The 24,409-nt window shown below is 67.7% G+C and carries 19 protein-coding genes and 7 pseudogenes; 12 read left to right on the top strand and 14 right to left on the bottom strand.

The window, feature by feature from the left end:
• Positions 1–12 precede the first annotated feature (12 nt).
• The 3 genes and pseudogenes from DPM13_RS13390 to aroC all read right to left on the bottom strand — a co-directional run.
• On the bottom strand, positions 13–1,041 hold the full coding sequence (locus tag DPM13_RS13390) for a substrate-binding domain-containing protein (protein WP_112888199.1): 1,029 nt from the start codon (positions 1,039–1,041) through the stop codon (positions 13–15).
• A gap of 154 nt (positions 1,042–1,195) precedes the next feature.
• Positions 1,196–1,504 (bottom strand): annotated as a pseudogene (locus tag DPM13_RS27165) (chorismate synthase); the annotation flags it as partial.
• A 64-nt stretch (positions 1,505–1,568) separates the two neighbouring features.
• A pseudogene (gene aroC, locus DPM13_RS13385) lies at positions 1,569–2,283 on the bottom strand (chorismate synthase); the annotation flags it as partial.
• 611 nt (positions 2,284–2,894) lie between these two features.
• On the opposite strand from aroC, the gene DPM13_RS21030 reads away from it, so the two are divergent.
• Positions 2,895–3,308 carry an APC family permease gene (locus DPM13_RS21030; protein WP_189654681.1) on the top strand — a complete coding sequence of 138 codons (414 nt, stop codon included), beginning with the start codon at positions 2,895–2,897 and terminating at the stop codon, positions 3,306–3,308.
• A gap of 177 nt (positions 3,309–3,485) precedes the next feature.
• Here the strand turns inward: DPM13_RS21030 and DPM13_RS21025 are convergent.
• Positions 3,486–3,643: pseudogene (locus tag DPM13_RS21025) on the bottom strand (transposase); the annotation flags it as partial.
• A 6-nt stretch (positions 3,644–3,649) separates the two neighbouring features.
• Here DPM13_RS21025 and DPM13_RS23570 point away from each other — a divergent pair.
• Positions 3,650–4,333 carry an APC family permease gene (locus DPM13_RS23570; protein WP_223252023.1) on the top strand — a complete coding sequence of 228 codons (684 nt, stop codon included), beginning with the start codon at positions 3,650–3,652 and terminating at the stop codon, positions 4,331–4,333.
• Between the two features lie 48 nt (positions 4,334–4,381).
• On the opposite strand, the pseudogene lepA reads toward DPM13_RS23570, so the two are convergent.
• The 3 genes and pseudogenes from lepA to DPM13_RS26125 form a co-directional block, all read right to left on the bottom strand.
• Positions 4,382–6,174 (bottom strand): annotated as a pseudogene (gene lepA, locus DPM13_RS13375) (translation elongation factor 4).
• A gap of 41 nt (positions 6,175–6,215) precedes the next feature.
• On the bottom strand, positions 6,216–6,794 hold the full coding sequence (locus tag DPM13_RS26130; RefSeq protein ID WP_317616448.1) for a DMT family transporter: 579 nt from the start codon (positions 6,792–6,794) through the stop codon (positions 6,216–6,218).
• A complete protein-coding gene (locus DPM13_RS26125; RefSeq protein WP_317616314.1) occupies positions 6,713–7,252 on the bottom strand; it encodes a hypothetical protein in 540 nt (179 codons plus the stop codon). Before DPM13_RS26125 ends, DPM13_RS26130 begins: the two co-directional genes overlap by 82 nt.
• A 147-nt stretch (positions 7,253–7,399) precedes the next feature.
• Here DPM13_RS26125 and DPM13_RS13365 point away from each other — a divergent pair, with 147 nt between their 5' ends.
• From DPM13_RS13365 to DPM13_RS13355, 3 genes are read left to right on the top strand one after another with little or no spacing between them, the layout of a single operon-like run.
• A complete protein-coding gene (locus DPM13_RS13365) occupies positions 7,400–7,702 on the top strand; it encodes a hypothetical protein (protein ID WP_088239180.1) in 303 nt (100 codons plus the stop codon).
• Between the two features lie 7 nt (positions 7,703–7,709).
• Entirely contained in the window at positions 7,710–8,390 is a 681-nt protein-coding gene (locus tag DPM13_RS13360) for an NAD-dependent deacylase (protein ID WP_112888198.1), read from the top strand.
• 24 nt (positions 8,391–8,414) lie between these two features.
• Positions 8,415–9,440: an alpha-D-ribose 1-methylphosphonate 5-triphosphate diphosphatase gene (locus DPM13_RS13355; RefSeq protein ID WP_112888197.1), complete on the top strand. Its 1,026-nt coding sequence runs from the start codon at positions 8,415–8,417 to the stop codon at positions 9,438–9,440.
• Positions 9,441–9,745: 305 nt separating this feature from the next.
• Here the strand turns inward: DPM13_RS13355 and DPM13_RS13350 are convergent.
• Positions 9,746–10,209 (bottom strand): annotated as a pseudogene (locus DPM13_RS13350) (GatB/YqeY domain-containing protein).
• Between the two features lie 183 nt (positions 10,210–10,392).
• Between DPM13_RS13350 and carA the strand changes: the two are divergent.
• The 3 genes from carA to DPM13_RS26115 all read left to right on the top strand — a co-directional run bounded on the left by carA (position 10,393) and on the right by DPM13_RS26115 (position 13,698).
• Positions 10,393–11,538, top strand: coding sequence for a glutamine-hydrolyzing carbamoyl-phosphate synthase small subunit (carA, locus tag DPM13_RS13345; RefSeq protein ID WP_189654680.1), 1,146 nt, complete (start codon positions 10,393–10,395; stop codon positions 11,536–11,538).
• A gap of 116 nt (positions 11,539–11,654) precedes the next feature.
• Positions 11,655–12,545, top strand: coding sequence for a GspE/PulE/PilB domain-containing protein (locus DPM13_RS26120; RefSeq protein WP_317616313.1), 891 nt, complete (start codon positions 11,655–11,657; stop codon positions 12,543–12,545).
• Between the two features lie 64 nt (positions 12,546–12,609).
• Positions 12,610–13,698: a glycosyltransferase family 2 protein gene (locus DPM13_RS26115; protein ID WP_317616312.1), complete on the top strand. Its 1,089-nt coding sequence runs from the start codon at positions 12,610–12,612 to the stop codon at positions 13,696–13,698.
• A gap of 88 nt (positions 13,699–13,786) precedes the next feature.
• Here the strand turns inward: DPM13_RS26115 and DPM13_RS13335 are convergent.
• A pseudogene (locus tag DPM13_RS13335) lies at positions 13,787–16,608 on the bottom strand ([protein-PII] uridylyltransferase family protein).
• A 289-nt stretch (positions 16,609–16,897) separates the two neighbouring features.
• Here DPM13_RS13335 and DPM13_RS13330 point away from each other — a divergent pair.
• From DPM13_RS13330 to ilvN, 3 genes and pseudogenes are all read left to right on the top strand, one after another.
• Positions 16,898–17,731: an arginyltransferase gene (locus DPM13_RS13330; RefSeq protein WP_028719372.1), complete on the top strand. Its 834-nt coding sequence runs from the start codon at positions 16,898–16,900 to the stop codon at positions 17,729–17,731.
• 173 nt (positions 17,732–17,904) lie between these two features.
• A pseudogene (gene ilvB, locus DPM13_RS13325) lies at positions 17,905–19,652 on the top strand (biosynthetic-type acetolactate synthase large subunit).
• A gap of 15 nt (positions 19,653–19,667) precedes the next feature.
• Positions 19,668–20,228: an acetolactate synthase small subunit gene (ilvN, locus tag DPM13_RS13320; RefSeq protein ID WP_028719374.1), complete on the top strand. Its 561-nt coding sequence runs from the start codon at positions 19,668–19,670 to the stop codon at positions 20,226–20,228.
• Positions 20,229–20,232: 4 nt separating this feature from the next.
• Here the strand turns inward: ilvN and DPM13_RS13315 are convergent, their stop codons facing one another.
• Positions 20,233–20,622 carry a hypothetical protein gene (locus DPM13_RS13315; protein WP_223252022.1) on the bottom strand — a complete coding sequence of 130 codons (390 nt, stop codon included), beginning with the start codon at positions 20,620–20,622 and terminating at the stop codon, positions 20,233–20,235.
• A gap of 218 nt (positions 20,623–20,840) precedes the next feature.
• Positions 20,841–21,581: a M48 family metalloprotease gene (locus DPM13_RS13310; protein ID WP_112888195.1), complete on the bottom strand. Its 741-nt coding sequence runs from the start codon at positions 21,579–21,581 to the stop codon at positions 20,841–20,843.
• Between the two features lie 143 nt (positions 21,582–21,724).
• Between DPM13_RS13310 and DPM13_RS13305 the strand changes: the two genes are divergently transcribed.
• The gene (locus DPM13_RS13305) at positions 21,725–21,979 is read left to right on the top strand and encodes a hypothetical protein (RefSeq protein ID WP_028719377.1); all 255 of its coding nucleotides are present in this window, start codon (positions 21,725–21,727) and stop codon (positions 21,977–21,979) included.
• Here DPM13_RS13305 and DPM13_RS13300 read toward each other — a convergent pair.
• Genes DPM13_RS13300 through DPM13_RS13290 form a run of 3 tightly spaced genes read right to left on the bottom strand, consistent with a single transcriptional unit; the run spans position 21,976 to position 24,333 of the window.
• On the bottom strand, positions 21,976–22,227 hold the full coding sequence (locus tag DPM13_RS13300) for a DUF167 domain-containing protein (RefSeq protein ID WP_028719378.1): 252 nt from the start codon (positions 22,225–22,227) through the stop codon (positions 21,976–21,978). The two genes, DPM13_RS13305 and DPM13_RS13300, sit on opposite strands and share 4 nt — an antisense overlap.
• A gap of 40 nt (positions 22,228–22,267) precedes the next feature.
• Positions 22,268–22,975 (bottom strand): GntR family transcriptional regulator, encoded by a 708-nt coding sequence (locus DPM13_RS13295; protein WP_112888194.1) that lies wholly within the window; start codon positions 22,973–22,975, stop codon positions 22,268–22,270.
• Positions 22,972–24,333 carry a formimidoylglutamate deiminase gene (locus DPM13_RS13290; protein ID WP_112888193.1) on the bottom strand — a complete coding sequence of 454 codons (1,362 nt, stop codon included), beginning with the start codon at positions 24,331–24,333 and terminating at the stop codon, positions 22,972–22,974. Before DPM13_RS13290 ends, DPM13_RS13295 begins: the two co-directional genes overlap by 4 nt.
• Positions 24,334–24,409 lie beyond the last annotated feature (76 nt).

The following is a 24,409-nucleotide window of genomic DNA, read 5'->3' as shown; positions in this document are numbered from 1 at the left end:
CGCCCCAAGGGCTCAGTTCGTCAGCGTCTTGCCGGCGGCCACGGCTTCCTGCGTGGCGGCCAGTTCCGGGTCGGCGACCAGGCCATAGGCGGCCAGCGGGCCCTCGGGACCGGCGATCTCGTCCGAGACGAAGAACTGGACGAACTCCTCAAGGCCGGGAATCTCGCCCAGGTGCGCCTTCTTGACGTAGAAGAACAGCGGACGCGACACCGGATATTCGCCCTTGGCGATGGTCTCGGTCGAGGGGGCGACGCCACCGAAGGTGCCGACCTTCAGCTTGTCGGTGTTGTTTTCATAGAAGGACAGGCCAAAGACGCCGATGCCGTTCTTGGCCGACTGGATGCGGGCCAGCGTCTCGGTATAGTCGCCGTCGATGTCGACCGACTTGCCGTCGGTGCGCAGCGCCCCGCAGGCTTCCTCGCCCTTCTCCTCGCCCAGTTCCTTGACCAGAACCTCTTGCGCGCCCGACTCCTTGCAACCGGCCAGGATCACCTTTTCCTCGAACACTTCGCGGGTGCCGTGCTTGGTGCCGGGAACGAAGGCCAGGATTTCCTGATCGGGCAGTTCCGGGCGGATCTCGTTCCACTTGGTATAGGGGTTCGCGACGACCTTGCCGTCCTTGACCACCTGGGCGGCCAGCGCGTTGAACCAGTCGGCAGCGGTATAGGCGAAGTCCGGGCCGGCGGTGTCGTTGGCAAAGACGATCCCGTCATAGCCGATGCGGACTTCCATGATGTCGGTCACGCCGGCAGCCTTGCAGGCCTCGATTTCCGATTCCTTGATCGGGCGCGAGGCGTTCGCGATGTCGATGGTGTTTTCGCCCACGCCTTCGCAGAACTTCTTCAGGCCGGCCGACGACCCGCCCGATTCCACGACCGGCGTCGGGAAGTCGGAGTTTTCGCCGAAGGCTTCGGCCACGATGGTCGAATAGGGCAGCACGGTGGACGAGCCAGAGACCTGGATCTGGTCGCGGGCCGAGGCAAGCGTCGCCGATGCGGCGATCATGGCAAGTGCCGACACGGCGAGTTTCGCGGATTTCATAGGATCACTCCTGACAGTTCCTTGGGGGCCGGGATCGGCCTGCCCGACGCTCTAGTGCCGGGCTGCGACGCTTATGCGACTGGAATGTGACAAGAGTGCGACAATGCGCGATCCGTTAACGGTTCTTAACGGATCGCGGAAAAAACTTTGGAAATCAGCCGATGGTTCCCCGAACGCCGCCGGTCTGCGCCCGGTCCAGCATCAGGTGATCCAGAATCACGCAGGCCGCCATGGCCTCGGCGATGGGGACGGCGCGGATGCCGACGCAGGGGTCGTGGCGGCCCTTGGTGATCAGCTCGATCTCCTCGCCCCTTTGGTTGATGGTCTGGCGCGGCGTCAGGATCGAGCTGGTCGGCTTGACCGCGAAGCGCACCACGATGTCCTGCCCGGTCGAGATGCCGCCCAGGATGCCGCCGGCGTGGTTCGACAGGAACCGGGGGCCTTCATTGCCCATGCGGATCTCGAGGCGACCTCGGCTGGACGGCGCGCGGCGCCCATGCCCAAGCGCGCATTCACGATCTGCGCCACACCTTCATCGCCGCCGCCAGATCGGTGTCCAGCTTGGCATAGACCGGCGCGCCCAAGCCTGGTGGGCAGCCCTGGATCAGCACCTCGATCGCCGCGCCGACGCTGGTCTGGTCCTTGCGGATGGCGTTCAGATAATCCTCCCACTGGGGAACCGCTTGGGCGTCGGGCAGGAAAAACGGGTTGTTGCCGATCTCGTCCGCGTCGAAGCGCGAGCGGTCCAGGTGCAGCACTCCCATCTGGACCATATACCGGTGACCGCAGACCCGGGACCAGGTCGCGCAGCACCGCCTGCGCCACGCCCCCCGCCGCCACCCGCGCGGCCGTTTCCCGCGCGCTGGAGCGCCCGCCGCCGCGATAGTCCCGGATCCCGTATTTCAGGTGATAGGCGATGTCGGCATGGCCCGGGCGGAAGGCCTGGGCGATCTCGCCATAATCCTTGCTGCGCTGGTCGGTGTTCTCGATCATCAGCTGGATCGGCGTGCCGGTGGTGCGCCCCTCGAAGGTGCCCGACAGGATGCGGACCTGGTCCGGCTCCTGCCGCTGGGTGGTGAACTTCGACGTCCCCGGCCGGCGCCGGTCCAGAAACCGCTGGATGAAGCCTTCGTCCAAGGCCACCCCCGGCGGGCACCCGTCCACCGTCGCCCCCAAGGCCGGCCCGTGGCTTTCGCCCCAGGTGGTGAAGGTAAAGACCCGGCCGAAACTGTTGAAGCTCATCCCTTGCGCGCCCCTTTTTCGCCTGCGATAGCCCCGCAGGCCGGGGCAGGCAACGGCAAATGCCATGCGGGCCCCAGAAAGGGCAGCGCAGTCCCGCCGGGCCGCAGGCGCCTTCACGCAGACAAAAGAACCCCCATCCAGATGTCCCTTGACGCTGGGGAAGCTTCCAGACAGTAACATTCCTGGTACAGCCTGGGATCACGAGTTTCGGTCAGGGCAACGTCAGGTCAGATCAATCATGCATATTCCTGCAAGGATGGTGTAAGCTGGCCTGGGTTAAACGGTTCGGCCTGGACATGAGGGCCTTGGCTGCGACACGAAGGGGGCACGCGCCGGACGCGGTACCGTGACAGTTTTCTGGATTACGGTCCTCGACGACCTTTCCTCCAAAGGGCAGTATGGGCCGCTGGTTCAGGTTCCAGGGAAGTTGCTCGGCCATGCTTGTGGTGGGGTGTGAACGAGCGACTCAGGAGGGCGCGGGCCGGAGACACCCGCGCCCTCTCCTGCCACAGGACACCCCGCATCGCCCGGGGGGCCGCATCAAACAGCTTGTGGAACAAAGCCATCGGCGGGAACGTAGTGGTCATGCAACGTCCAGTCAGGGGGACACCATGACGGCCACGACCGCTGCCCCGCACCAGCCCGAACTGAAAAGGGTCATGGGGCCAAAGCTGCTTTTGCTGTTCATCGTCGGCGACATCCTGGGCACCGGGGTCTATGCCCTGACCGGCACCGTCGCCGGAGAGGTCGGGGGCGCCGCCTGGGCCCCCTTCCTGATCGCCTTTGCGGTCGCGACCATCACGGCGCTGTCCTATCTGGAACTGGTGACGCGCTATCCTCAGGCCGCCGGCGCCGCGCTTTACACGCACCGCGCCTTTGGCGTGCATTTCCTGACCTTCATCGTGGCCTTCACAGTGATGTGTTCGGGCATCACCTCGGCCTCGACGGCCTCGAACGCCTTCGCGGGCTTTCTGAACGACGGCTTCGGCTGGGCTTTTCCGACGGCAGCACGGGCATCCTGCTGATCGCGCTGGGCTTCATGGCGCTGGTCGCGGCGATCAACCTGCGCGGCGTCGGCGAAAGCGTCAAGGCCAACGTGGTGCTGACCTGTGTCGAGCTGTCGGGCCTGCTGATGATCATCATGATCGGCTTTTATGCGATGGCGCAGGGCCGGGCCGATTTCACCGAGGTGATGATCTTCCGATCATTTGCGGAACGGGCGGTCGAGCTCCGCCGCAGCGAAATATGCGCTGGCCTTCTTCAGGATCTCATTGGCGGTGCGAAGCTCCCGCACCTCGCGTTCCAGTTCCTTGATCCGGTCCTTCTCCGCACTCGTCAGCCCGCCGCGCTCTCCGCGGTCACCTATGTGCTGGTGGCAATCTGCGCGGTGGCGCTGGTTCCCGTGGGCGAGCTGTCCAATCCCGACAACGGCTCGGCCCTGACGCAGGTCGTGCGGGCAGGCGCGCCGAACCTTCCCTTCGACAGGATCTTTCCGTTCATCGGCATGTTCGCGGTCGCGAACTCGGCGCTGATCAACATGCTGATGGCCAGCCGCCTGCTTTACGGGCTGGCGCGCCAGCGCGTCCTGCCCCATGCGCTGGGGCTGGTCCACCACCGCAGCCGGACGCCCTGGGTCGCGATCCTGTTCACCACCGCACTGGCCTTCGGCCTGATCTATTTCGTGGTCACGCGCTCGGACGCTACGGCGGTCAGCCTGCTTGGGGGGACGACGGCGCTGTTGCTATTGTGCGTCTTCACCATCGTGAACATCGCACTGCTGGTCCTGCGCAAGCACCGGGTCGAGCATGAGCATTTTCGCACGCCCCGCATTCTGCCCTGGATCGGCGCGGCGACCTGCCTGTTCCTGGCCGGCCCCTGGGCCCGCAGCGCCGCCCAGATGGAGCAGTATCGCGTCGCGGCCTGGCTGCTGGGCATCGGCATCGTGCTCTGGGCAGTCACCTGGGTCTGGAACAAGGCCACCCATCGTCCCGGCGACCTGAGCCATATCGAGGAGCTGAGCAGCCATCACGGCGATTCGCCCCGGAACTGACGAAGACGGCCTTGACGAAGAAGGGGCGGGATCGCCCCGCCCCTGCGCCTAGTTGTCCATCTTGAGCGCCTGGATGAAGGCGGTCTGCGGGATTTCGACCTTGCCGAACTGGCGCATCTTCTTTTTCCCGGCCTTCTGCTTTTCCAGAAGCTTCTTTTTCCGGGTGGCATCGCCGCCATAGCATTTCGCCGTCACGTCCTTGCGCATCGCGGACAGGGTTTCGCGGGCGATGACCCGGCTGCCGATTGCCGCCTGGATCGGGATCTTGAACATGTGGCGCGGGATCAGCTCCTTGAGCTTTTCGACCATCGCCCGGCCGCGGGACTCGGCCCGGTCGCGGTGGACCATGATCGACAGCGCGTCCACCGGCTCGTCGTTGACCAGGATCGACATCTTGACCAGGTAATCCTCGCGGTATTCGCTGATCTGATAGTCGAAGCTGGCATAGCCCTTGGTCACGGATTTCAGCCGGTCGTAGAAATCGAAGACCACCTCGGCCAGCGGCAGGTCATAGACCACCATCGCGCGGTTGCCGGCATAGGTCAGGTCCAGCTGGATGCCGCGCCGATCCTGGCACAGCTTCAGCACGTCGCCCAGGTATTCGTCGGGGACCATGATCGTGGCCTTGATGCGCGGCTCCTCGATATGATCCACATGGGTGAGGTCGGGCATGTCGGCGGGGTTGTGCAGGTCGCGCACCTCTCCGTCGCGCATGTGCAGCTTGAAGACCACCGAAGGCGCGGTGGTGATCAGGTCCAGGTCGTATTCGCGTTCCAGCCGGTCGCGGATCACTTCCAGGTGCAGCAGTCCCAGGAAGCCGCAGCGGAAGCCGAAGCCCAGCGCGGCCGAGGTCTCCATCTCATAGCTGAAGGATGCGTCGTTCAGGGCCAGCTTCTCGATGGCGTCGCGCAGCGCCTCGAAATCGTTGGCGTCGACCGGGAACAGGCCGCAGAAGACCACCGGCTGGGCGGGCTTGAAGCCCGGCAGCGGCGTGTCGGTGCCCTTCTTCTCATGCGTGATGGTGTCAGCGACGCGGTGCGCGGCTGCTGATCGAGGCGGTCAGCACGCCGATCACCTGGGCGAAGCTCGGGAATGTCGACCTTTGCGGGCTTCAGCACGGCCAGCTTGTCGATGCCGTAGACGGCGTTCGTCTGCATCATGCGGATGCGGTCGCCCTTGCGGATGACCCCGTCCATGACCCGGATCATGACCACGACGCCCAGATAGGCATCATACCAGCTGTCGACCAGCATGGCCTTGAGCGGCGCGTTGCGGTCGCCCTTGGGGGCCGGCAGGCGCGTGACGATGGCTTCCAGCACGTCGGGAATGCCAAGCCCGGTCTTGGCCGAAATCTCCAGCGCGTCCGAGGCGTCGATGCCGATGACCTCCTCGATGTTCTCCTTGACCCGCTCGGGCTCGGCGGCGGGCAGGTCGATCTTGTTCAGGACCGGCACGATCTCGTGGCCCGCGTCGATGGCCTGATAGACGTTGGCCAGCGTCTGCGCCTCGACGCCCTGGCTGGCATCGACGACCAGCAGGCTGCCCTCGACCGCGCGCATGGACCGGCTGACCTCGTAGGCGAAGTCGACGTGGCCGGGGGTGTCGATCAGGTTCAGCACATAGGTCCGCCCGTCGCGCGCCGGATATTCGATGCGCACGGTGTTGGCCTTGATGGTGATGCCGCGCTCGCGCTCGATATCCATGCTGTCCAGCAGCTGGGCCTTCATGTCGCGTTCGGCCACCGTGCCCGTCATCTGGATCAGACGGTCGGCCAGCGTGGATTTGCCGTGGTCGATATGGGCCACGATCGAGAAGTTGCGGATAAGATCAAGGTCGGTCATGGCCGGGCTATACTCGGGCTTTGGCGTTGCGGAAAGAGGGTTCAGCGCGGGGACATGCCGGCGGCGCGCAACTGGGTCCGGCGCAGGCGCGCTTCGCGCAGCATGGCGTAGCAGCCCGAGCCGACGATGATCGCGGCGCCGGTCAGGGTCAGGGAGTCGGGCCGTTCGCCAAAGACGATCAGCGCCAGGATCAGGGCACAGACCAGCCGGGCATAGCGGAAGGGCGCCAGCGCCGACGCTTCGCCCAGGCGGGTCGCCGTGACCAGCAAGCTGTAGCCGCCGATGCCGACCGCCATGCAGCCCGCCAGGATCAGCCATTCCCGGACGTCCGGCAGGACCGGGCGCTGGCCCATGACCAGCCCCATCAGGACCGCGGCGACGAAGATCGCGAAGAAGGCCGAGGCCGCCAGCTGCATCGAATGGATGCCGCGCGGAATGCGCCGCGTCGCCAGGTCGCGCGCCGCCAGGCCCAGGACCGCGACCACCGCCATCAGCGACACCGGCTGGAATCCGGCCAGGCCCGGCCGGATGACCAGGATCACACCCAGAAAGCCCGCGATGATCGCCGACCAGCGCCGCCAGCCCACCGGCTCGCCCAGAAACAGCGCCGCGCCCAGCACGATGGCCAAGGCAGCGCCTGCATGATGGCCGAGGTCGAGGACAGCTCGGTCAGCGCCAGGGCCACGACGATGCCGATCGAGCCCACCGCCTCGGCCAGGTTGCGCAGCAGGACCAGCGGGTCCAGCAGCGCCCGCGTCCAGAGCCGCCCGCCCTGCCGCCGCAGCATGATCCAGAAGCTGAACCAGCCCAGAAGCCCGATCATGCCCAGCACCTGGGCATAGGGCAGCGTCGCCGTCAGCAGCTTGATGCACATGTCCTCGAAGGCGAACAGCACCATCGAGACGACCATCAGCATCGCCGCACGAAAGTTTGCGCAGACCATTCGCCCGACCTCGATCTGGGGAAACTGCGGCGCCCGCGCCCGCGACGGTGCTATAGGCCGGATCGCGGCCCGGCGAAAGCCGGGATCGCGCGCGATTCGCCTGCAGACGCGGCGCGCAATGCGCCGGCGGCACATCTTGCGTCCCGCCCCCTGCCCCGCGCCAATGCTTGAGGCGCCCCGCGATTGAGGCGAAGCCGCCCTTCTGCTAGAGTCGCCGGACCAACAAGCGGCAGCAAAGGGGGCCAACCCCGCCGCATGCAGGCCAGAGCCGAGGAGACAGAGATGATGAACCGCCTGATGATCGCCGCGGCCGCGGTGGCGCTGACCACGCCGCTTGCCGTGGCGGGACCGATCGATTCCGCATGCATCCGATCCGAACGCGCCGCAAGCCCCCGGCTGTGCGGCTGCATCCAGCAGGTCGCGAACCAGACCCTGTCGCGGTCCGACCAGCGCCGCGCCGCCCGGCTGTTTCGCAACGCCGACGAGGCGCAGGAAATCCGCATGTCGAAAAGCGATGCGGACAATGCCTTCTGGGCGCGCTACAAGAACTTCGCCGCCACCGCCGAGGCCTATTGCTCGAACTGAGACATCCATGCGCATCGCCGTTCTGACCGGCGCCGGAATTTCGGCCGAAAGCGGGATCAGGACCTTCCGCGCAACCGACGGGCTTTGGGAAGAGCACCGGATCGAGGACGTGGCGACGCCCGAGGGGTTTCGCCGCGACCCGGTGCTGGTGCACCGCTTCTACAACATGCGCCGCGGCGACGCGGCCCGCGCCCAGCCCAATGCCGCGCATCGGGCGCTGGCGCGGCTGGGGCGGCACCACGACCTGACGCTGATCACCCAGAACGTGGACGACCTGCACGAACGCGGCGGGTCGGCCAACGTGATCCACATGCACGGCAGCCTGCTGGGCGCGCTTTGCGCGGCCTGCGGGCATCGCTGGCCGGCCTCGCTGGTCATGCGCTCGCTGGATGCCTGTCCGGCTTGCGGCAAGCAGGCGACGCGCCCCGACATCGTCTGGTTCGGGGAAATCCCCTATCACATGGAACGGATCTGGCAGGCGGTCGAGAACGCCGAGCTGTTCGCGGCCATCGGCACCTCGGGGCAGGTCTATCCGGCGGCGGGGCTGGCCCAGCACGCCCGCCGCATGGGGGCGCGCACGATTGAGCTGAACCTGGCCACCTCGGTCAACAGCCGCGACTTCGACGAACGGCTGATCGGGCCTGCCACCGTCATCGTGCCCCGCTGGGTCGACGCCCTTTGCGCCTGAACGGGCCCGTTTCGAAAGACAGCCATGACCATCCTTGCCAATGCCCGCCTGATCCTTGCCGATACGGTCCTCCGGGGCGCCGTCTCGCTCAGCGACGGGACCATCGCCGAGATCCTGCCCGGGGACAGGGTGCCGCCCGGCGCGCTGGACATGGGCGGCGACTATCTGGCCCCGGGGCTGGTGGAGCTGCACACCGACAACCTGGAACGCCACATCCGGCCCCGCCCGGGCGTCGACTGGCCCCACGCCGCCGCAATGCCTGGCATGACGCGGAACTGGCCGGCAGCGACATCGAAGACGGTGTTCACGCGGCGCGTCGGCTCGATCTGGAACGACGGGCCGGACCAGGATTACCAGAAATACGCCCGTGAACTGGCGCATGAGTTGATCGCGCTGCGCGAGCGCAAGGCGCTGCGGATCAGCCACCTTCTGCACCTGCGCGCCGAGGTCTGCTCCGAAACCCTGATCGCCGAACTGGACGAGTTCGGGCCCCAGGATCGCGTGGGCATCATCAGCCTGATGGATCACACGCCGGGCCAGCGCCAGTTCCGCGACATCTCGAAACTGGCGCAATATGTGCAGGGCAAGTACAAGCTGGACGACGCCGGCTTTGCCGACCATGTCGCACGGCTGCGGGCCCTGCGCGACCGCTACGGCGACGCGCATGAGGCGGCGGCGGTTGCGGTGGCGCACCGGCTGGGCGCGGTTCTGGCCAGCCACGACGACACCACGGCGGACCAGGTTGCGGTCTCGGCCCGGCACGGGGCGCGGCTGGCCGAGTTTCCGACCACCCCCGAGGCGGCGGCCGCCTGCCACGCGCATGGCATCATGGTGATGATGGGCGCGCCGAACCTGATCCGGGGCGGGTCGCACTCGGGCAATGTCTCGGCCGCCGACCTGGCCCGGGCCGGGCATCTCGACATCCTGTCGTCGGATTACGTTCCCTCGGGCCTGCTGGCGGGTGCGCTGATCCTGGCGCGGCTGTGGGACGACCTGCCCCGCGCCATGGCCACGGTCACGGCCAATCCACGACACGCGGGCCTGCCATGACGCCATCGCTGCCCGCAGGCAGCCCGGGCTGCGCGCCGACGACCGGAATCGGAAGGCCATGGAAGCCGGACTTCGGGAAACCTGGGTGCGGGGACTTCGCGTCTGACAGGACTTGATCTGGATCAAGGCAACGGCCGTCCCTGGCCGCTAGGCAGGACCCATTCCATAGCACTGCCGATTACAGGGAATCATTTCAGTTCGGCCGCCCGGGTCTGAGGGGGCAAGCAGCGGCCGAGGGGCGGGGTTTCGACCTCGCCCCTATTTTTTCGTGCCGCAGTCAGGTTTTTCGTGGGACGGCCGGGCCGTCAGCCCATGAGCCGGGTCTTGATGGCGGGCCCGACCGCACCGAAATCCATCTGCCCCGCGTGGCGGGCGCGCAATTCGGCCATCACCCGTCCCATGTCGCGGATCGAGCCCGCGCCCAGGTCCGCGATCACGCGGTCGATCGCCGCGGCCGTCTCATCGGGGTCGAGCTGGCGCGGCAGATAGGACTGGATCACCGCGATCTCGTCCTGCTCGCGCTCGGCCAGCTCGATCCGGCCGCCCTCTTCATAGGCGCGGGCGGCTTCCTGGTCGCTGCAGACCATCTTGGACAGGATCGCGGTCAGATCCGCATCGCTGAGGCCGGTTTCGTCGCCGCTTTGGTGCGCGCGGCAATCTCGCGGTCCTTGATCGCGGCCGAGATCAGCCGCAGCGTCGACAGCCTGGCCGAATCCTTGGCCTTCATCGCGTCCTTGATGTCGGCCGCGATGCGTTCGCGCAATCCCAACTGGTTCTCGCCCATCCGATCCTCGCTGATCAATCCGGCGGCGCTTGTCCCCGGCTTCGCACCGGGCGTCAACCCGTGCCGTTCCGCAAGCTTTCCCCGCCCTGCCCCGTCCCGTCAAGTTCCCGCCTTGACGCAGCAGGCCGCTTTCCCTAGGTTCCCGCCGATTTACCCGGAGAGATGACCATGGCCCCAAAACCGACCGCATGTCTGGCGCTTGCCGATGGCACCGTGTTCCATGGCCGTGGCTTCGGCGCGACGGGCGAGGTGGTGGCCGAGCTGGTGTTCAACACCGCCATGACCGGCTATCAGGAGATCATGACCGATCCCAGCTATGCCAGCCAGATCGTCACCTTCACCTTTCCCCATGTCGGCAACACCGGCGTCACCGAACAGGACGACGAGGCCCCCGATCCGGTCGCCTCGGGCATCGTGGTGAAATGGGATCCGACCGAGCCGTCGAACTGGCGCGCCTCGTCCGACCTGGTGGACTGGATGGCGCGGCGCGGCCGCATCGGCATCGGCGGCATCGACACCCGTCGCCTGACCCGCGCGATCCGGCAGCAGGGGTCGCCCCATGTCGTGCTGGCCCATGACCCCGAGGGCAATTTCGACATCGCCGCGATGGTCGCCCGCGCTCGCGACTGGAAGGGTCTCGTCGGTCTGGACCTGGCCCGCGAAGTCACCACCCGGCAAAGCTATCGCTGGGACGAAGGGCTGTGGGAATGGCCCGGCCAGTTCGGCAAGTCCGAGGAAAAGAAGCCCTTCCGCGTGGTCGCGCTGGACTACGGCGCGAAACGCAACATCCTGCGCTCGCTGGCGCAGACCGGGGCCGAGGTCGTGGTTCTGCCCGCCACCGCCACCGCCGAGGAGGTGCTGGCCCATAATCCCGAGGGCGTGTTCCTGTCGAACGGGCCGGGCGACCCGGCGGCCACGGGCGAATATGCCGTGCCGATGATCCGCGACCTGCTGGACCGCGACATGCCGATCTTCGGCATCTGCCTGGGCCATCAGATGCTGGCGCTGGCGCTGGGGGCCAAGACCGTCAAGATGGGCCACGGCCACCACGGCGCGAACCACCCGGTGCGCGACGTGGAAACCGGCAAGGTCGAGATCACCTCGATGAACCACGGTTTCGCGGTCGATGCCCAGACCCTGCCCGAGGGCGTGATCGAAACCCATGTCAGCCTGTTCGACGGCTCGAACTGCGGACTTCGGATGCGCGACCGGCCGGTCTTTTCGGTGCAATACCACCCCGAGGCCAGCCCGGGCCCGCAGGACAGCGCCTATCTGTTCGACCGCTTCACCGAGGCGATGCGCGCGCGGCGCTGAGGCTGCCGCGACCCGATTAACCCGTCCTTAACCCTCCCTGTGCCAGATGAGGGACCAAAGGACGGGAATCGGGCATGGCTGGAACCGCGTTAAGCAAACCCACGACGATCGCGACATTGCCGGCCCGCCCGGCGGCCCCTGCACCCCGCGACGAAGCGGCGGTCATTGCCGGCCGCGACCTGCGCCCCCTGGGCCAGATCCTGCTGGAGGACGGCGCGGTCGATCCCCGGAACCTGCTGCGCGCCGTCGTCATGCGCCAGCGCCAGTCCGCGCGGCTGGGCGAAATCCTTCTGTCCCACGGCTGGGTCGAGGAAGAGGCGCTGACCCGCGCGCTGTCGCGGCAATGGCGCGCCTCGGTCATCGACCTTGCGGCGCTGCCGCCCGATCCCCGCCTGGTCGATGCCGTGGGGGCCGGCCTTTGCCTGGCCGAGGGGCTGGTGCCCTGGCGGCGGGTTGGCGGCGTGACCTTCATCGCGACCTCGCGCCCCGATGCCTTCGATGACCTCATTCCCCGCCTGCCGCGTGACTTCGGCACCGTGCGGATGCTGCTCTGTTCGGAAAACGCGGCGCGAGAGGCGGTCCTGAAAAGCCGCCGCACCGCGCTGATCCGCGAGGCCGAGATGCGCGTTCCCGCCGTCGAAAGCTGCCGGACCCGCAACGAACGCCGCACCGGGCGGATCGCGCTGGGTCTGGTGGGCGGCGCGGCGCTGGGGCTGGTCCTGGCTCCGGTCGCGGTGATCGCGGTGCTGACCGCCTGGGCGGTGCTGACGCTTTTCGCCTCGATGCTGCTCAAGCTGTTCTCGTTCCAGGCGATCCTGCGCCAGCGCGCGCAGGAAACCGCCCTGGCGCGGGCGGCGGCGCGCGGTCAGGTCGCGCGCCCCGAAATGACGGGATCGCTGCCGGTGATCTCGGTCATGGTGCCGATGTTCGCCGAGGCCGATATCGCCGACCGGCTGATCGGCCGGCTGTCGCGGCTGGATTACCCGCGCGAGCTGTGGACGTCCTGATCGTGGTCGAGGAAACCGACCGCGTGCCTGCGACGCGCTGGCGCAGGTGCAGCTGCCGCGCTGGATGCGCGTCGTCAGGGTGCCAGACGGTCCGATCCGCACCAAGCCCCGGGCGCTGAACTATGCACTGAACTTCTGCCGGGGCAGCATCATCGGGGTCTGGGACGCCGAGGACCGGCCCGAGCCCGACCAGTTGCACAAGGTTGCCCGCGGCTTTCACTTCGCGGCGCCGGACGTGGCCTGCCTGCAGGGCGTGCTGGATTACTACAACCCTCGGACCAACTGGCTGTCGCGTGCCTTCACGATGGAATATGCGGCCTGGTTCCGCGGTACGCTCGCCGGAGCCGCCGCACTGGACCTGGTGGTACCCCTGGGCGGCACGACGCTGTTCTTTCGCCGCGACCTGCTGGAGCGGGTCGGCGCCTGGGATGCCTGGAACGTGACCGAGGATTGCGACCTGGGCGTGCGCCTGACCCGGCGCGGCTATCGCACGCAGATGCTGGACACCGTCACGCATGAGGAGGCCTGCTGCCGCCTGGTTCCCTGGATCAAGCAGCGGTCGCGCTGGCTCAAGGGCTTCGTCATGACCTGGGGCGTGCACATGCGCGACCCGGTGGGGTTGTGGCGCGACCTGGGCACGGGGCGGTTCGTCGCCCTGCAGGTCCAGCTTGCGGCCTCGGTCTCGCAATACCTGCTGGCGCCCGTGCTCTGGAGCCTGTGGCTGCTCAGCCTGGGGCTGCCGCATCCGGTCCGGGGCCTGCTCGAGGGCCGGCTGGGCGGCAATGCCATCGCCCTGCTCTTTTCGCTGTTCCTGCTGGCCGAGTTCCTGAACATGGCCATTGCCGCCTGGGCGGTCCGGGGACGGACCCACCGCCACCTGCTGCCCTGGGTCGCGACCCTGCACCTGTATTTCCCGCTGGGCTGCCTGGCCGCCTGGAAGGCGATCTACGAGGTCGTGGCCAAGCCCTTCTACTGGGACAAGACCCAGCACGGCATCTTTGATGCCGCCGAAGAGGGCGCGATCGCCGTCCCCGACGCCCCTGCCGCGCTGATCCCCCTGCGCCGCACGGGACCGGCTGGCGCGGCCGCCCCGCAGCCCAAGGCTGCGGCGCAGGACCCCGGCCCTGTCCCGCTCTTGGGCCGGATCGGCTGAGCCAGCCGGCCCGAGCATGGCTTGCCCGCCATCACTCATTCGCACTGGCCGCCCGCACCCGGGCGGCGCAGCCTTGTTCCGCAGCCGATCAAGGCGCGGCACCGGCCTGTTCCGCCTTGGCCATCAGCTGATCGATCACCTGGCCCGCCTGCTCGACGGTTTGCGCCAGGCGCTCGGACAGGGCGGCCAGCGTCTCGGTCCCGGTTTCGCGCAGCAGGAAGGCTTGGCCGCCCTTGCCCAGCGTCTCCATGTCCAGCGGCCGGTCGGTCAGCAGCCGGCCAGCGCATTGCAGGTTCCACAGGAAGCGCCGGGCTCGGGCCAGGGTCTCGGCCTCGTCCCGGCTGACCAGCCCGGCGCGCGGTCCCGCCCGCAGCTGCGCCAGCGCCCCCCGGCTGGGCGATCCGGCACGCAAAGCGAGGCTTTGGGCGACAAGCTCGATGTCCTGCAGCCGACCGCGGCCGATCTTGGCCTCCCATGCGCCATCGGGGGCCTTGGCGGCAAAGATCCGGGCCCGCATCTCGGCCAGATCGGGCATGACGCGCGGATCGCCCCCGCGCGCCTTGAGCACCCCGATGCGCAGGGCCTCGACCTCGTCGGCCAGGCGCGCGGCGTCCGCGCCGCAGCCGCCGATCACCCGGGCGCGGGTCAGGGCCAGATGCTCCCACGTCCAAGCCTCGGTCATCTGGTAGTCGCGGAAGCTTTGTACCGAGGTCGCGACCGGCCCCTGCCGCCCCGAGGGGCGCAGACGCATGTCCACCTCGTAAAGCCGCCCGGCCGAGGTCGGCGCCGAAAGCGCGGTGATGACGGCCTGCGTCAGCCGCGCGTAATAGGCGCGCGGTGCCAGCGGTTTCGGCCCGTCCGAGACCTCGGCCCCGGCCGCGTCATAGATCACGATCAGGTCCAGGTCCGAACCGGCGTTCAGTTGCCGCGCTCCGAGCGAGCCCATGCCCAGCACGACCGCCCCGCGGCCGGGCGGCGGGCCGTGGCGCCAGCCGAATTCGTCCGCGACGACGGGGAACAGGGCGCCCACGGCCGCATCGGCGATGTCGGCATATTGGCTGCCCGCCTCTTCGGCGCCGATCAGGGCGCGCAGGTGGTGGACGCCGGTGCGGAACTGCCATTCATGCGCCCAGCGACGGGCCGCGTCCAGCGCGCGTTCATAGCCGCCGTCGGGCGCTGCAAGCACGTTGGCAAGCACCTGCTCAAGCTGCTTTTGCAGGTCCGCCGCGCCCGGCCATTCCGAAAAGAAGCTGCCGCCCAGCACCGCGTCCAGCACTTCGGCATGGCGGCCCAGATAGGCTGCAAGTCCCGGCGCGGTGCCGCAGATGTCGACGATCAGGTCGATCAGCTGGGGGTTGGCCTCGAACAGGGAAAAAAGCTGCACCCCGGCGGGCAGTCCCGCCAGGAAGGTGTCGAACCGCGCGAGCGCCTCGCCGGCATGGGCGGCGGCGGAGAGGCGCGTCAGCAGTTCGGGCTGATCCGGGCAAAGACCTGGCGCGCGCGTTCCGAGCGCAGCGCGGGATAGGTCCGCCAACGCTCGACGATCGCCTCGGATTCCGGGGAAAGCGCGGGCCGGCTGCGCTGATCCGCGGGGGCGAAGAAATCCGCCGTCAGCGCCTCGACCCGCTCCAGCCGCCGGACAAGCCGCGCCGACCAGGCCGAGGCATCGGGCTCGCCCATCATGTGGGCAATGGTCGCGATCCCTTCGGACGTCGCGGGGACCAGATGGGTCTGGGCGTCGTTGACCATCTGGATGCGATGCTCGATCTCGCGGTGCTCGCGGTAATGCTCGGTCAGTTCGACCGCGACCTCGGTGGGCACCCAGCCCTTCTCGGCCAGACGCGCAAGCCCCTGAACGGTGCCGCGCACCCGCAGGTCGGGGTCGCGGCCACCGGCGATCAGCTGCCGGGTCTGGGTAAAGAACTCGATTTCCCGGATGCCGCCCTGGCCCAGCTTCATGTTGTGGCCGGGCACATCGATGCGGCCGTTCAGGCCCTTGTGGGCGCGGATGCGGCGGCGCATGTCGTCGGTGTCCTGGATGGTGGCAAAGTCCAGGTGCCGGCGCCAGACGAAGGGATCGAGTTCGCGCAGGAAGCGTTCGCCCACCGCCAGGTTGCCGCCGCAGGGGCGCGCCTTGATATAGGCGCCGCGTTCCCAGGTGCGGCCCTCGGCCTCGTAATATCCCAGCGCCGCCGAAACCGAGATGCAGACCGGCGTCACCGCCGCATCGGGCCGCAGCCGCAGGTCGGTGCGAAAGACATAGCCCTGGTCGGTGTTGTCCGAGATGGTCGCGGCCGCCTTGCGCGTGGCGCGGATCAGGGCGGCGCGCGCCTCGTGCTGGTCGTCCGGGTCATAGGCGGCATCGTCGTAGAACACGATCAGGTCAATGTCCGAGGAATAGTTCAGCTCTCCCGCGCCCATCTTGCCCATGGCGAGCGCGGTGACCCCGCCCGCGTCCGACCCAGTGGGCGGCAGCTTGCCGCGCGCAGCCTCGTGCGCGACATGGACGCGCAGCGCAAGGTCGGTCGCACGGTCGGCCAGGCCGGTCAGGGCGCCCGTCACCTGGTCCAGCCGCCAAATGCCCCCCAGGTCGCACAGCGCCGCCCAAAGCGCGATCCGCCGCTTGGCCCGCCTCAGCGCCGGCCCCAGGGCGTCGGCGGCCAGGTGCTGGAACCCGGCGGTTTCCTGCGCCACCACATCGGCATCGGCGGCCGAGGCATCGGCCAGCCGGTCCGCCAGCCAGTCGGCCTCGCGCTGGATCAGCCCGGCCAGATAGGGGCTGCAACCGGCGGCGCCCCGGACCAGATCGGCCAGCACCGGATCGGCGATGCCGGCGCGGTCGACCGCGGACTGGCCGCGCGCGGGGTCGATGGGAATCGGCAGGCGGGTGATGCGCGATGCAAGGGTCATGGCGCGACCCTAGCGGGCGGCGGGGCAAGGTCAATGCCGGGCGGGCCGCGGCGGAACCCGCGCCGCATGGCCCGCGTTTCCACCGCCGCGACGATCCCGCAAATCGTGGCGTTCCATCAAAAACTTGCGGTTTCGCCGCTTGGCGCGGGGGGGAACTGTTGCTAGGCTTTGCCCCACCGTCCGACCCAGGAAAGTCCCTTCACCCCTTTCGATTCCCGATGCGCGCGCACAGCAACACCCTTCATAGGTCCCGCGGGGACATTGGCGCGGCCGGAAAGGGGCACGGCTGATGCGGCACTCCTTGCCCCATGCCCCGCAGTTCTATGTCACCGCACCGCAGCCCTGCCCCTATCTGCACGGCCGCGCGGAACGCAAGCTGTTCACCGCCCTCGCCGGCGATTCGGCCAACGAACTGAACAACGCGCTGTCCCGGCAGGGCTTTCGCCGGTCGCAGAACGTGCTGTACCGGCCCAGTTGCGAAAGCTGCGTGGCCTGCATGTCGGCGCGCATCCGTGTGGGCGAATTCCAGCCCTCGCGCACGCAGCGGCGCATCGGGCGGCGCAACGCGCAGCTGCGGCGCCTGGCCACCAGCGCCTGGGCGACCGAGGAACAGTACGAGCTGTTCCGCCGCTATCTGGACGAACGCCATGCCGACGGCGGCATGGCCGACATGGACATCTTCGAATTCGCCGCGATGATCGAGGAAACCCCGGTCCGCACCCGCGTCATCGAATACCGCGCGACCGAGCCGGGCAGCCCGCCGTCCGACAGCGACAGGCTGGCGGCGGTCTGCCTGACCGATGTGCTGGATGACGGGCTGAGCCTGGTCTACAGTTTCTACGACCCGCGGATGGAGCCGGCGAGCCTGGGAACATACATCATCCTGGACCATATCGAACTGGCGCGCAGCGCGGGACTGCCCTTCGTCTATCTGGGCTACTGGGTCCCCGGCAGTCGCAAGATGGACTACAAGGCGCGGTTTTCCGCGCTGGAAATCTACAAGGGCGGGGTCTGGCAGCCGATCGGCGACCCCGCGCAGCACAGCTCCGACATTCACCCCCTGTCGGTCGATCCGATCGTCGAACAGGTGGCGCGCATCACCCTGCCGCCAAAGCCGCGATGAATATTACCCTTTTTGCCTCATATCAGAAATAAAATTACAATAATTCGTCATCGCGCGCCATTTTCTTGGACAATCGCCATTGACCGCGCCCGCTTGGCCCCATAGGTTCCGGCGACGCGGCCTGGCCGGCCCAAAGGCTGGCGGCCGCAGGAACCAGGATGGGAGAATGGGACATGTCCCGAAGCATGACGGGTGCAAGGATGGTTATCGAAGCTCTGCGCGATCAGGGCGTCGACACCGTATTCGGCTATCCGGGCGGGGCGGTGCTACCCATCTATGACGAGATCTTTCAGCAGAACGACATCAAGCACATCCTGGTGCGCCACGAACAGGGCGCCGTCCACATGGCCGAGGGCTATGCGCGTTCGACCGGCAAGCCGGGCGTCGTCCTGGTCACCTCGGGGCCCGGGGCGACCAACGCGGTCACGGGGCTGACCGATGCGCTGCTGGATTCGATCCCGCTGGTCGTCCTGTCAGGCCAGGTCCCGACCTTCCTGATCGGCACCGACGGCTTCCAGGAAGCGGACACGGTCGGCATCACCCGGCCCTGCACCAAGCACAACTGGCTGGTCAAGGAAACCGACGAGCTGGCGGCGACGATCCACAAGGCGTTCCATGTCGCGACGTCGGGCCGGCCGGGTCCGGTGCTGGTCGACATTCCCAAGGACGTTCAATTCGCGACCGGCGACTATGTCGGGCCGAAGCAGATCGAGACGCCCAGCTACCAGCCCGCGAAGAAGGGCAATCTCGACGCGATCACCCGCCTGGTCGAGCTGATGGAGAAAGCCGACCGACCGATCCTTTAGCTCGGTCCGCGCGATCACCGGCCCGGCAGGGACCAAGGTGGAAAGCGCGGTTTACCAACCGTTCGGCGAGCAGACCCGATGGCAAGCACCCGCAGTCACAGAGCCGGAAAGCAAGGGCTGGATCGGTGAGGCTACGCATGCACGGCTGCAGAGGCGCAACATGCCATCACGACTGCGACCTGACGATCGCGACTCAGCGCGCGGTTCGACGACCGCATCACCGGGCGGGCTGGCGGATGTTCAGCCCCGGCTCGGTCAAGGCGCAGATCGACATCGACCCCAGCTCCATCAACAAGGTGATCCATGTCGACCTGCCCATCGTCGGCGATGTGGGTCATGTGCTCGAGGACCTGCTGAAGGTCTGGAAATCGCGCGGCCGCCGCGTGAACCAGGCCGGGCTGACCCAGTGGTGGGCGCAGATCGAGGCGTGGAAGTCGGTGAAATGCCTGAACTATCGCAACTCGGACAAGGTCATCAAGCCGCAGCACGCGCTGGAACGGCTTGAGGCGCTGACCGCGCACCGGCGCGACCGTTATATCACGACCGAGGTCGGCCAGCATCAGATGTGGGCGGCGCAGTTCCTGCAGTTCCAGGACCCGAACCGCTGGATGACCTCGGGGGGCCTGGGCACCATGGGTTATGGCCTGCCGGCGTCCATCGGCGTGCAGGTCGCCCACCCGGACGCCCTGGTCATCAACGTCGCGGGTGAGGCGTCCTGGCTGATGAACATGCAGGAAATGGGCACGGCGGTGCAGTTCCGCGCGCCGGTCAAGCAGTTCATCCTGAACAACGAACGCCTGGGCATGGTGCGGCAATGGCAGCAGTTGCTGCACGGCGAACGCTATAGCCAGAGCTGGTCGGAAAGCCTGCCCGATTTCGTCAAGCTGGCCGAGGCATTCGGCTGCAAGGGCCGGCTGGTCAGCGATCCGGCCGATCTGGATGCCGCCATCCAGGAGATGCTGGACTATGACGGCCCCTTCATCCTGGACGTGATGGTCGAAAAGCACGAGAACTGCTTCCCGATGATCCCGTCGGGCAAGCCGCATAACGAAATGCTGCTGGGCGAAACCTCGACCGAGGGCGCCATCACCGGCACCGGCGCCGCGCTGGTCTGATCAAGGAACGACATCATGGCAGCACTGAACATCCAGAAGGGCGCGTCCAGCCATTCCGCCTATGACCTGCGCGACCCCAATGCCCAGGTCATCGAAAGCCACACCCTGGCCGTCCTGGTCGAGAACGAGCCGGGCGTGCTGGCGCGCGTCATCGGCCTGTTCGCAGGACGCGGCTACAACATCGACAGCCTGACCGTGGCCGAGGTGGACCACCTGGGCCACCGCTCGCGCATCACCATCGTGACGCGCGGCACACCGGCGGTGATCGAGCAGATCAAGGCGCAGCTGGGCCGCATCGTCGTCGTGCACGAGGTCCATGACCTGACCGTCGAAGGCCCCAGCGTCGAACGCGAGCTTGGCCTGTTCAAGGTGACGGGCAAGGGCGACAAGCGCGTCGAGGCGCTGCGCATCGCCGAGATCTTTCGCGCGAACGTGGTCGATTCGACGCTGGAGAGCTTTGTCTTCGAGATGACGGGCACGCCGGAAAAGCTGGATGCCTTTGCCGAGCTGATGCGTCCCTTGGGGCTGTCGCATCTGGCCCGGACCGGCGTCGCCGCGCTGTCGCGCGGGGCCTGACGCGCTAGCCCGCTGCCGCCACCCGGTGCGGCGGCAGCGGAGAGGCGTCGCTGGTCAGGCTTTTGTTGGAAATCACGCGCAGAACCGGCTGGCGGCTGCCCTTGGGCGCCGCCATTCCCTTGAGCAGTTCGGGCAATTCGGAGCATTTCGGGGCCGACACCAACGAGACCCCGCGCGCATAACGCAGCCCGTCGATGGTTTCGCTGTCCAGTTCGACCAGATCGCCCGCTTCGGGCCAGTCATGTCCCGAGAGCAGGTTGTCGCGTCCTTGCAGATAGGCCAGGGCGGCATGATCTTCGCACCAGATCACAGCCTTTTCCTTCGCCAGACTGCTCCACAGAATAACGCCGATCATCAATTGCCCCCAAGAAAAAACGCCCGTTCCGGTGGGCAAGCCTGTCAATCACGGGATGAAACTATCGGCGAACCTTCGCGCATGAAAGAGGATTCTTTCGGTAAGTTCCCGGCATACTAGAATTTTCCCTGCCAAAAACGGCCATTTTCGCCTTGGACGCGCATGAAGCCTATCCAAAGACAAGTCACGAAGACGGGAAATTCAAGGAATTAACGCCAAGGCGCGCATTTGCGGCAAAGCTGCCACATCTGTCAGATTTATCGGACCCGACCGGAACGATAATCGGCCACCGCGCGCGCCACCTGGTTCATCCGCGCCGCGCGCGACGGGTGGGTGCCCAGGATCTTGTCGCCCGGGTCGGGGATGCGGGCAAAGAACAGCGCCCCGTGTTCTGGGTCGAAACCCGCGTTCAAGGCGATGATCGCGCCCAGATAATCGGCCTCAAGCTCCCATTCGCGGGAATAATAGCGGGCGCCGAACTGGGCCCCCATCGCCTGCGCGCTTTCGATGGCGTCCGGATTGCCGCCATAGGCGCTGGCCAGGCCGCCCAGAATCACCGCCCCCATGGTCGCGGCGTTGTCAGCGAGTTCGATATGGCCCAGGCTGAAGCGCTCCTTGTGCCCGACGACAAAGGCCAGTTCGTCGGCGTTGCGTGCCTCGCCGATCAGGGAAAGGGTGAAGCCGATGATCGGCCGGCCGTTGGCGTCCACGGTCTGAAAGGCATTCGCCTCGAGCCCCGGGCGGTCGTCGACCACGAACTGGAAGTCGCAGTTGATGGGCTGGGTGCGGCGCTGCAGGCATTCGCGTTCGACCGCAGGCTCCATCCGGCTGATGACGTCGATGAAGGTCCGGGCCGAGGCGCGCGCGCCTGCCGGCGTGTCGGGCGACGGGGTGACGACCACGGCCACCGGCAGCGTGCCGGATCCCTGCGGCACGGGCTGCGCCACGCAACCCGCCAGCAATAGCGCCGCCGCCGCTGCCTGCCATGCCCTGGTCATCCGCGCCCCCGCCTGTTCCGCCGGCCCGAGGCCGATCCCTTGGCGCCACCTTAGCCGCGGCCGGGGACGAGGCCAAGCACCGGGCTTGCCCTTGCACCCGCTTCACGCGAATGTTGGTTAAGCCAGTTCAGGAAGGATCCACCATGTTTACCATCGAGCACGACTTCGACGCCACGGTGATCACGCTGGTGGACGAACTGCCCCAGGGGGCCCAGGCCGGCACGCGTCCCCTGAACGAGGATGTCGTGATCCAGACCTTCGACGACCGCGTGATCGTCGAGCAGTTCGACCCCGACAGCGGCGAGCTGGCCCAGATCATCCTGACCATCGAGCAGCTCGAGGAGCTGCGCGCTGCCCTGAACCTGCCCGAGGGCAACTATCGCCTGGAACGGCGCTAGTCGATCCGGAACAGCTTGTCCCGCGCCCCGGCGCCGCGCTCCAGCACCAGGCGCGTCCGGGCGACGCCCAGCGCCTTGGCCAGCAGCTTGACGACGGCGGCATTGGCCTTGCCGTCCTCGGGCACCGTCGTCACCAGGACCCGGATCGCCCCGTCCTGGCCGCAAAGGACCGCATTGCGCGAGGCGCGGGGCGTCACCCGCACCGCGATGCGGGCACCGGGAACGGCAAGATGGCTGAGGTCGGTCATGCCCCTGTTGAACGCGGCCCGCCCCGGATGGCAAGAGCTTTCAGGGTGTCGCGATCAGGCGATAGCCCGGATGGAACGCCAGCCGGACCGAGGTGATCGGGCCCAGGTCGTTCCAAGTCGTGCGGTGCAGGATCAGCAGCGCGGTACCCTGCCGCGTACCCAGAAGCCGCGCGTCGCGGGCATCGGCGTTCTCGGCCGAAAAGATCATGTCGCCGCGCGACCACGGAAAGTTGCGCACCAGCCATTCGTTGGCGTTGATGCGCTGGAAATCGGTGGCCTCGGCCCCCGGCGCGGCAACGGGATTGATCCAGCGGTCCTCGGATTGAAAGGGACGGGCATCGCCGTAATGGACCGTGCGCAGGCGGATCAGCGGCGTGCCCTCGGGCAGGCCCATGCGGGCCGCGACCTCGGGGGGCAGCGGATGGCTGCGCTGGTCGATCAGGCGGTGGCTGTATTCCATGCCCGCGCCCTCGATCTGCTCGCGCACGATGGGGATGGTCAGCGTGGCCTTGCGCGCCGGGTTCACCGTGACATGGGTGCCGGCCCGGCGCTTGCGGTCCAGGAGCCCCTCCTCGGCCAGCAGTTGCAGGGCCTTGTTCACCGTGGCGCGGGCGACGCCGAATTCGACGGCCAGTTCCGCCTCGTCCGGGATGCGGTCGCCCTGGCGCCATTCGCGGTCGACGATGCGGCGGCGCACCTCGGCGGCGATGGCCTGCGCCTTGGAGCCTGGGGCGGTGCGTTCGGTCACATGCGGTCCTGAAGCCGGGCGATGGTCGCCAGATAATCCGCGATGATGCGGTCGCGGTCCAGATGCCTGCCCTCGGTCACGACATGGCGGCCCGCCGACCAGACGTCGCGCACCAGCCCGTCCTGGCCGGCAAAGATCAGGCTGTCCAGCATCTGGTCGCCCCGGCGCCCCGCCATGACCGGGTTGTCCAGGTCCACCACCGCCAGATCGGCCCAAAGCCCCGGCTGGATCGCGCCCGTATCGCGCCCCGCCGCGGTGGCGCCGCCGTCAAGACCGGCATCATAGATGACCCGCCCGGTCGAGCGTCCGGCCACGGCCAGCACGGCCCGGGCGCGGTCGCGCAGACGCTGGCTGTATTCCAGCGTGCGCAGTTCCTCGGTCAGCGAGATGCGGATGTTGCTGTCCGAGCCGAAGCCGTAGCGCCCGCCTGCCCCGGCCCAGATGGTGCCGTTGAAGATGCCGTCGCCCAGTGAGCTTTCGGTGATCGGGCACAGCCCTGCCACGGCGCCGGTGGCGGCCAGGCGGCGGGTCTCGTCCTCGGTCATGTGCGTCAGGTGGATCAGGGTCCAGCGCCGGTCGGGGGCGTGATTGTCCAGCAGCCATTCGACCGGGCGGCGGCCATAGGCGGCGCGGATCTCCTCGACCTCGGGGACCTGCTCGGCCAGGTGCATGTGCAGCGGGCGGTCGGGGCGCAGCGCCACGCAGTCCGCCAGCCCCTCGGGCGAGACGGCGCGCAGCGAATGGGGCGCAATGCCCAGGGTGGCGTCGGCGGGCAGGTCGCGCAGCGCCGCGTCGGACGCCTCGACCAGGCGGGCGAAATCCCCGGGGGTGGTGCCGAAGCGGTCCTGCCCGGGCGCGAGCGGGCGGCGGTCGACGCCGCCGAACTGGTAATGCACCGGCAGCAGGGTCAGGCCGATGCCGGTGCGCGCGGCGGCGGCCGCGATCCGCCCGGCCATCTCGGCCGGGTTGGCATAGGGCCGGCCGCCGGGTCCGTGGTGCAGGTAATGGAACTCGACATTGGTGGCATAGCCCGCCTCGAGCATCTCCATCTGCACCAGCGCCGCGATGGATTCGACATCGTCGGGCGTCAGGTGATCCAGAAAGCGGTACATGATCTGGCGCCAGGTCCAGAAGGTGTCGCGCGGCTCGGGGCCCCTACCCTCGCTCAGCCCCGCCATGGCGCGCTGAAAGGCGTGGCTGTGCAGGTTGGCCAGCGCGGGCAGCAGCAGGGCCACGCGGCGCCCCTGCGGCGCAGCGCCGGGTTCGACCCGGGCGATTCGGCCCGCTTCGATCGTCACGCAGACATGCTCTGCCCAACCATCGGGCAGCAAGGCCCGCTCTGCCCAGATCTTTTCCATCGCGACGCCCTTTTTCCTGCCAAAATAAGTTTAGACATAGAGACTGTTTAAGTTTAGACATAGAACCAGGAAGAAA

The organism is Paracoccus mutanolyticus (assembly GCF_003285265.1).
In the GTDB taxonomy this organism is placed as follows: domain Bacteria; phylum Pseudomonadota; class Alphaproteobacteria; order Rhodobacterales; family Rhodobacteraceae; genus Paracoccus; species Paracoccus yeei.
Note: the sequence above shows the minus strand (reverse complement) of the source record. Positions and strands in the feature narration are given on the sequence as shown.

What these genes read in the sequence shown, in the direction of transcription:
- ilvN (WP_028719374.1), top strand. Translation starts at nt 19,668, where the DNA reads ATGGCAGCACTGAACATCCAGAAGGGCGCGTCCAGCCATTCCGCCTAT.
- DPM13_RS13300 (WP_028719378.1), bottom strand. Translation starts at nt 22,227, where the DNA reads ATGACCGACCTCAGCCATCTTGCCGTTCCCGGTGCCCGCATCGCGGTG.
- DPM13_RS13305 (WP_028719377.1), top strand. Translation starts at nt 21,725, where the DNA reads ATGTTTACCATCGAGCACGACTTCGACGCCACGGTGATCACGCTGGTG.
- DPM13_RS13355 (WP_112888197.1), top strand. Translation starts at nt 8,415, where the DNA reads ATGACCATCCTTGCCAATGCCCGCCTGATCCTTGCCGATACGGTCCTC.
- DPM13_RS13310 (WP_112888195.1), bottom strand. Translation starts at nt 21,581, where the DNA reads ATGACCAGGGCATGGCAGGCAGCGGCGGCGGCGCTATTGCTGGCGGGT.
- carA (WP_189654680.1), top strand. Translation starts at nt 10,393, where the DNA reads ATGGCCCCAAAACCGACCGCATGTCTGGCGCTTGCCGATGGCACCGTG.
- DPM13_RS21030 (WP_189654681.1), top strand. Translation starts at nt 2,895, where the DNA reads ATGACGGCCACGACCGCTGCCCCGCACCAGCCCGAACTGAAAAGGGTC.
- DPM13_RS26125 (WP_317616314.1), bottom strand. Translation starts at nt 7,252, where the DNA reads ATGTGCCGCCGGCGCATTGCGCGCCGCGTCTGCAGGCGAATCGCGCGC.
- DPM13_RS26115 (WP_317616312.1), top strand. Translation starts at nt 12,610, where the DNA reads ATGCGCGTCGTCAGGGTGCCAGACGGTCCGATCCGCACCAAGCCCCGG.
- DPM13_RS13390 (WP_112888199.1), bottom strand. Translation starts at nt 1,041, where the DNA reads ATGAAATCCGCGAAACTCGCCGTGTCGGCACTTGCCATGATCGCCGCA.
- DPM13_RS13365 (WP_088239180.1), top strand. Translation starts at nt 7,400, where the DNA reads ATGATGAACCGCCTGATGATCGCCGCGGCCGCGGTGGCGCTGACCACG.
- DPM13_RS13360 (WP_112888198.1), top strand. Translation starts at nt 7,710, where the DNA reads ATGCGCATCGCCGTTCTGACCGGCGCCGGAATTTCGGCCGAAAGCGGG.
- DPM13_RS13330 (WP_028719372.1), top strand. Translation starts at nt 16,898, where the DNA reads ATGCGGCACTCCTTGCCCCATGCCCCGCAGTTCTATGTCACCGCACCG.
- DPM13_RS13290 (WP_112888193.1), bottom strand. Translation starts at nt 24,333, where the DNA reads ATGGAAAAGATCTGGGCAGAGCGGGCCTTGCTGCCCGATGGTTGGGCA.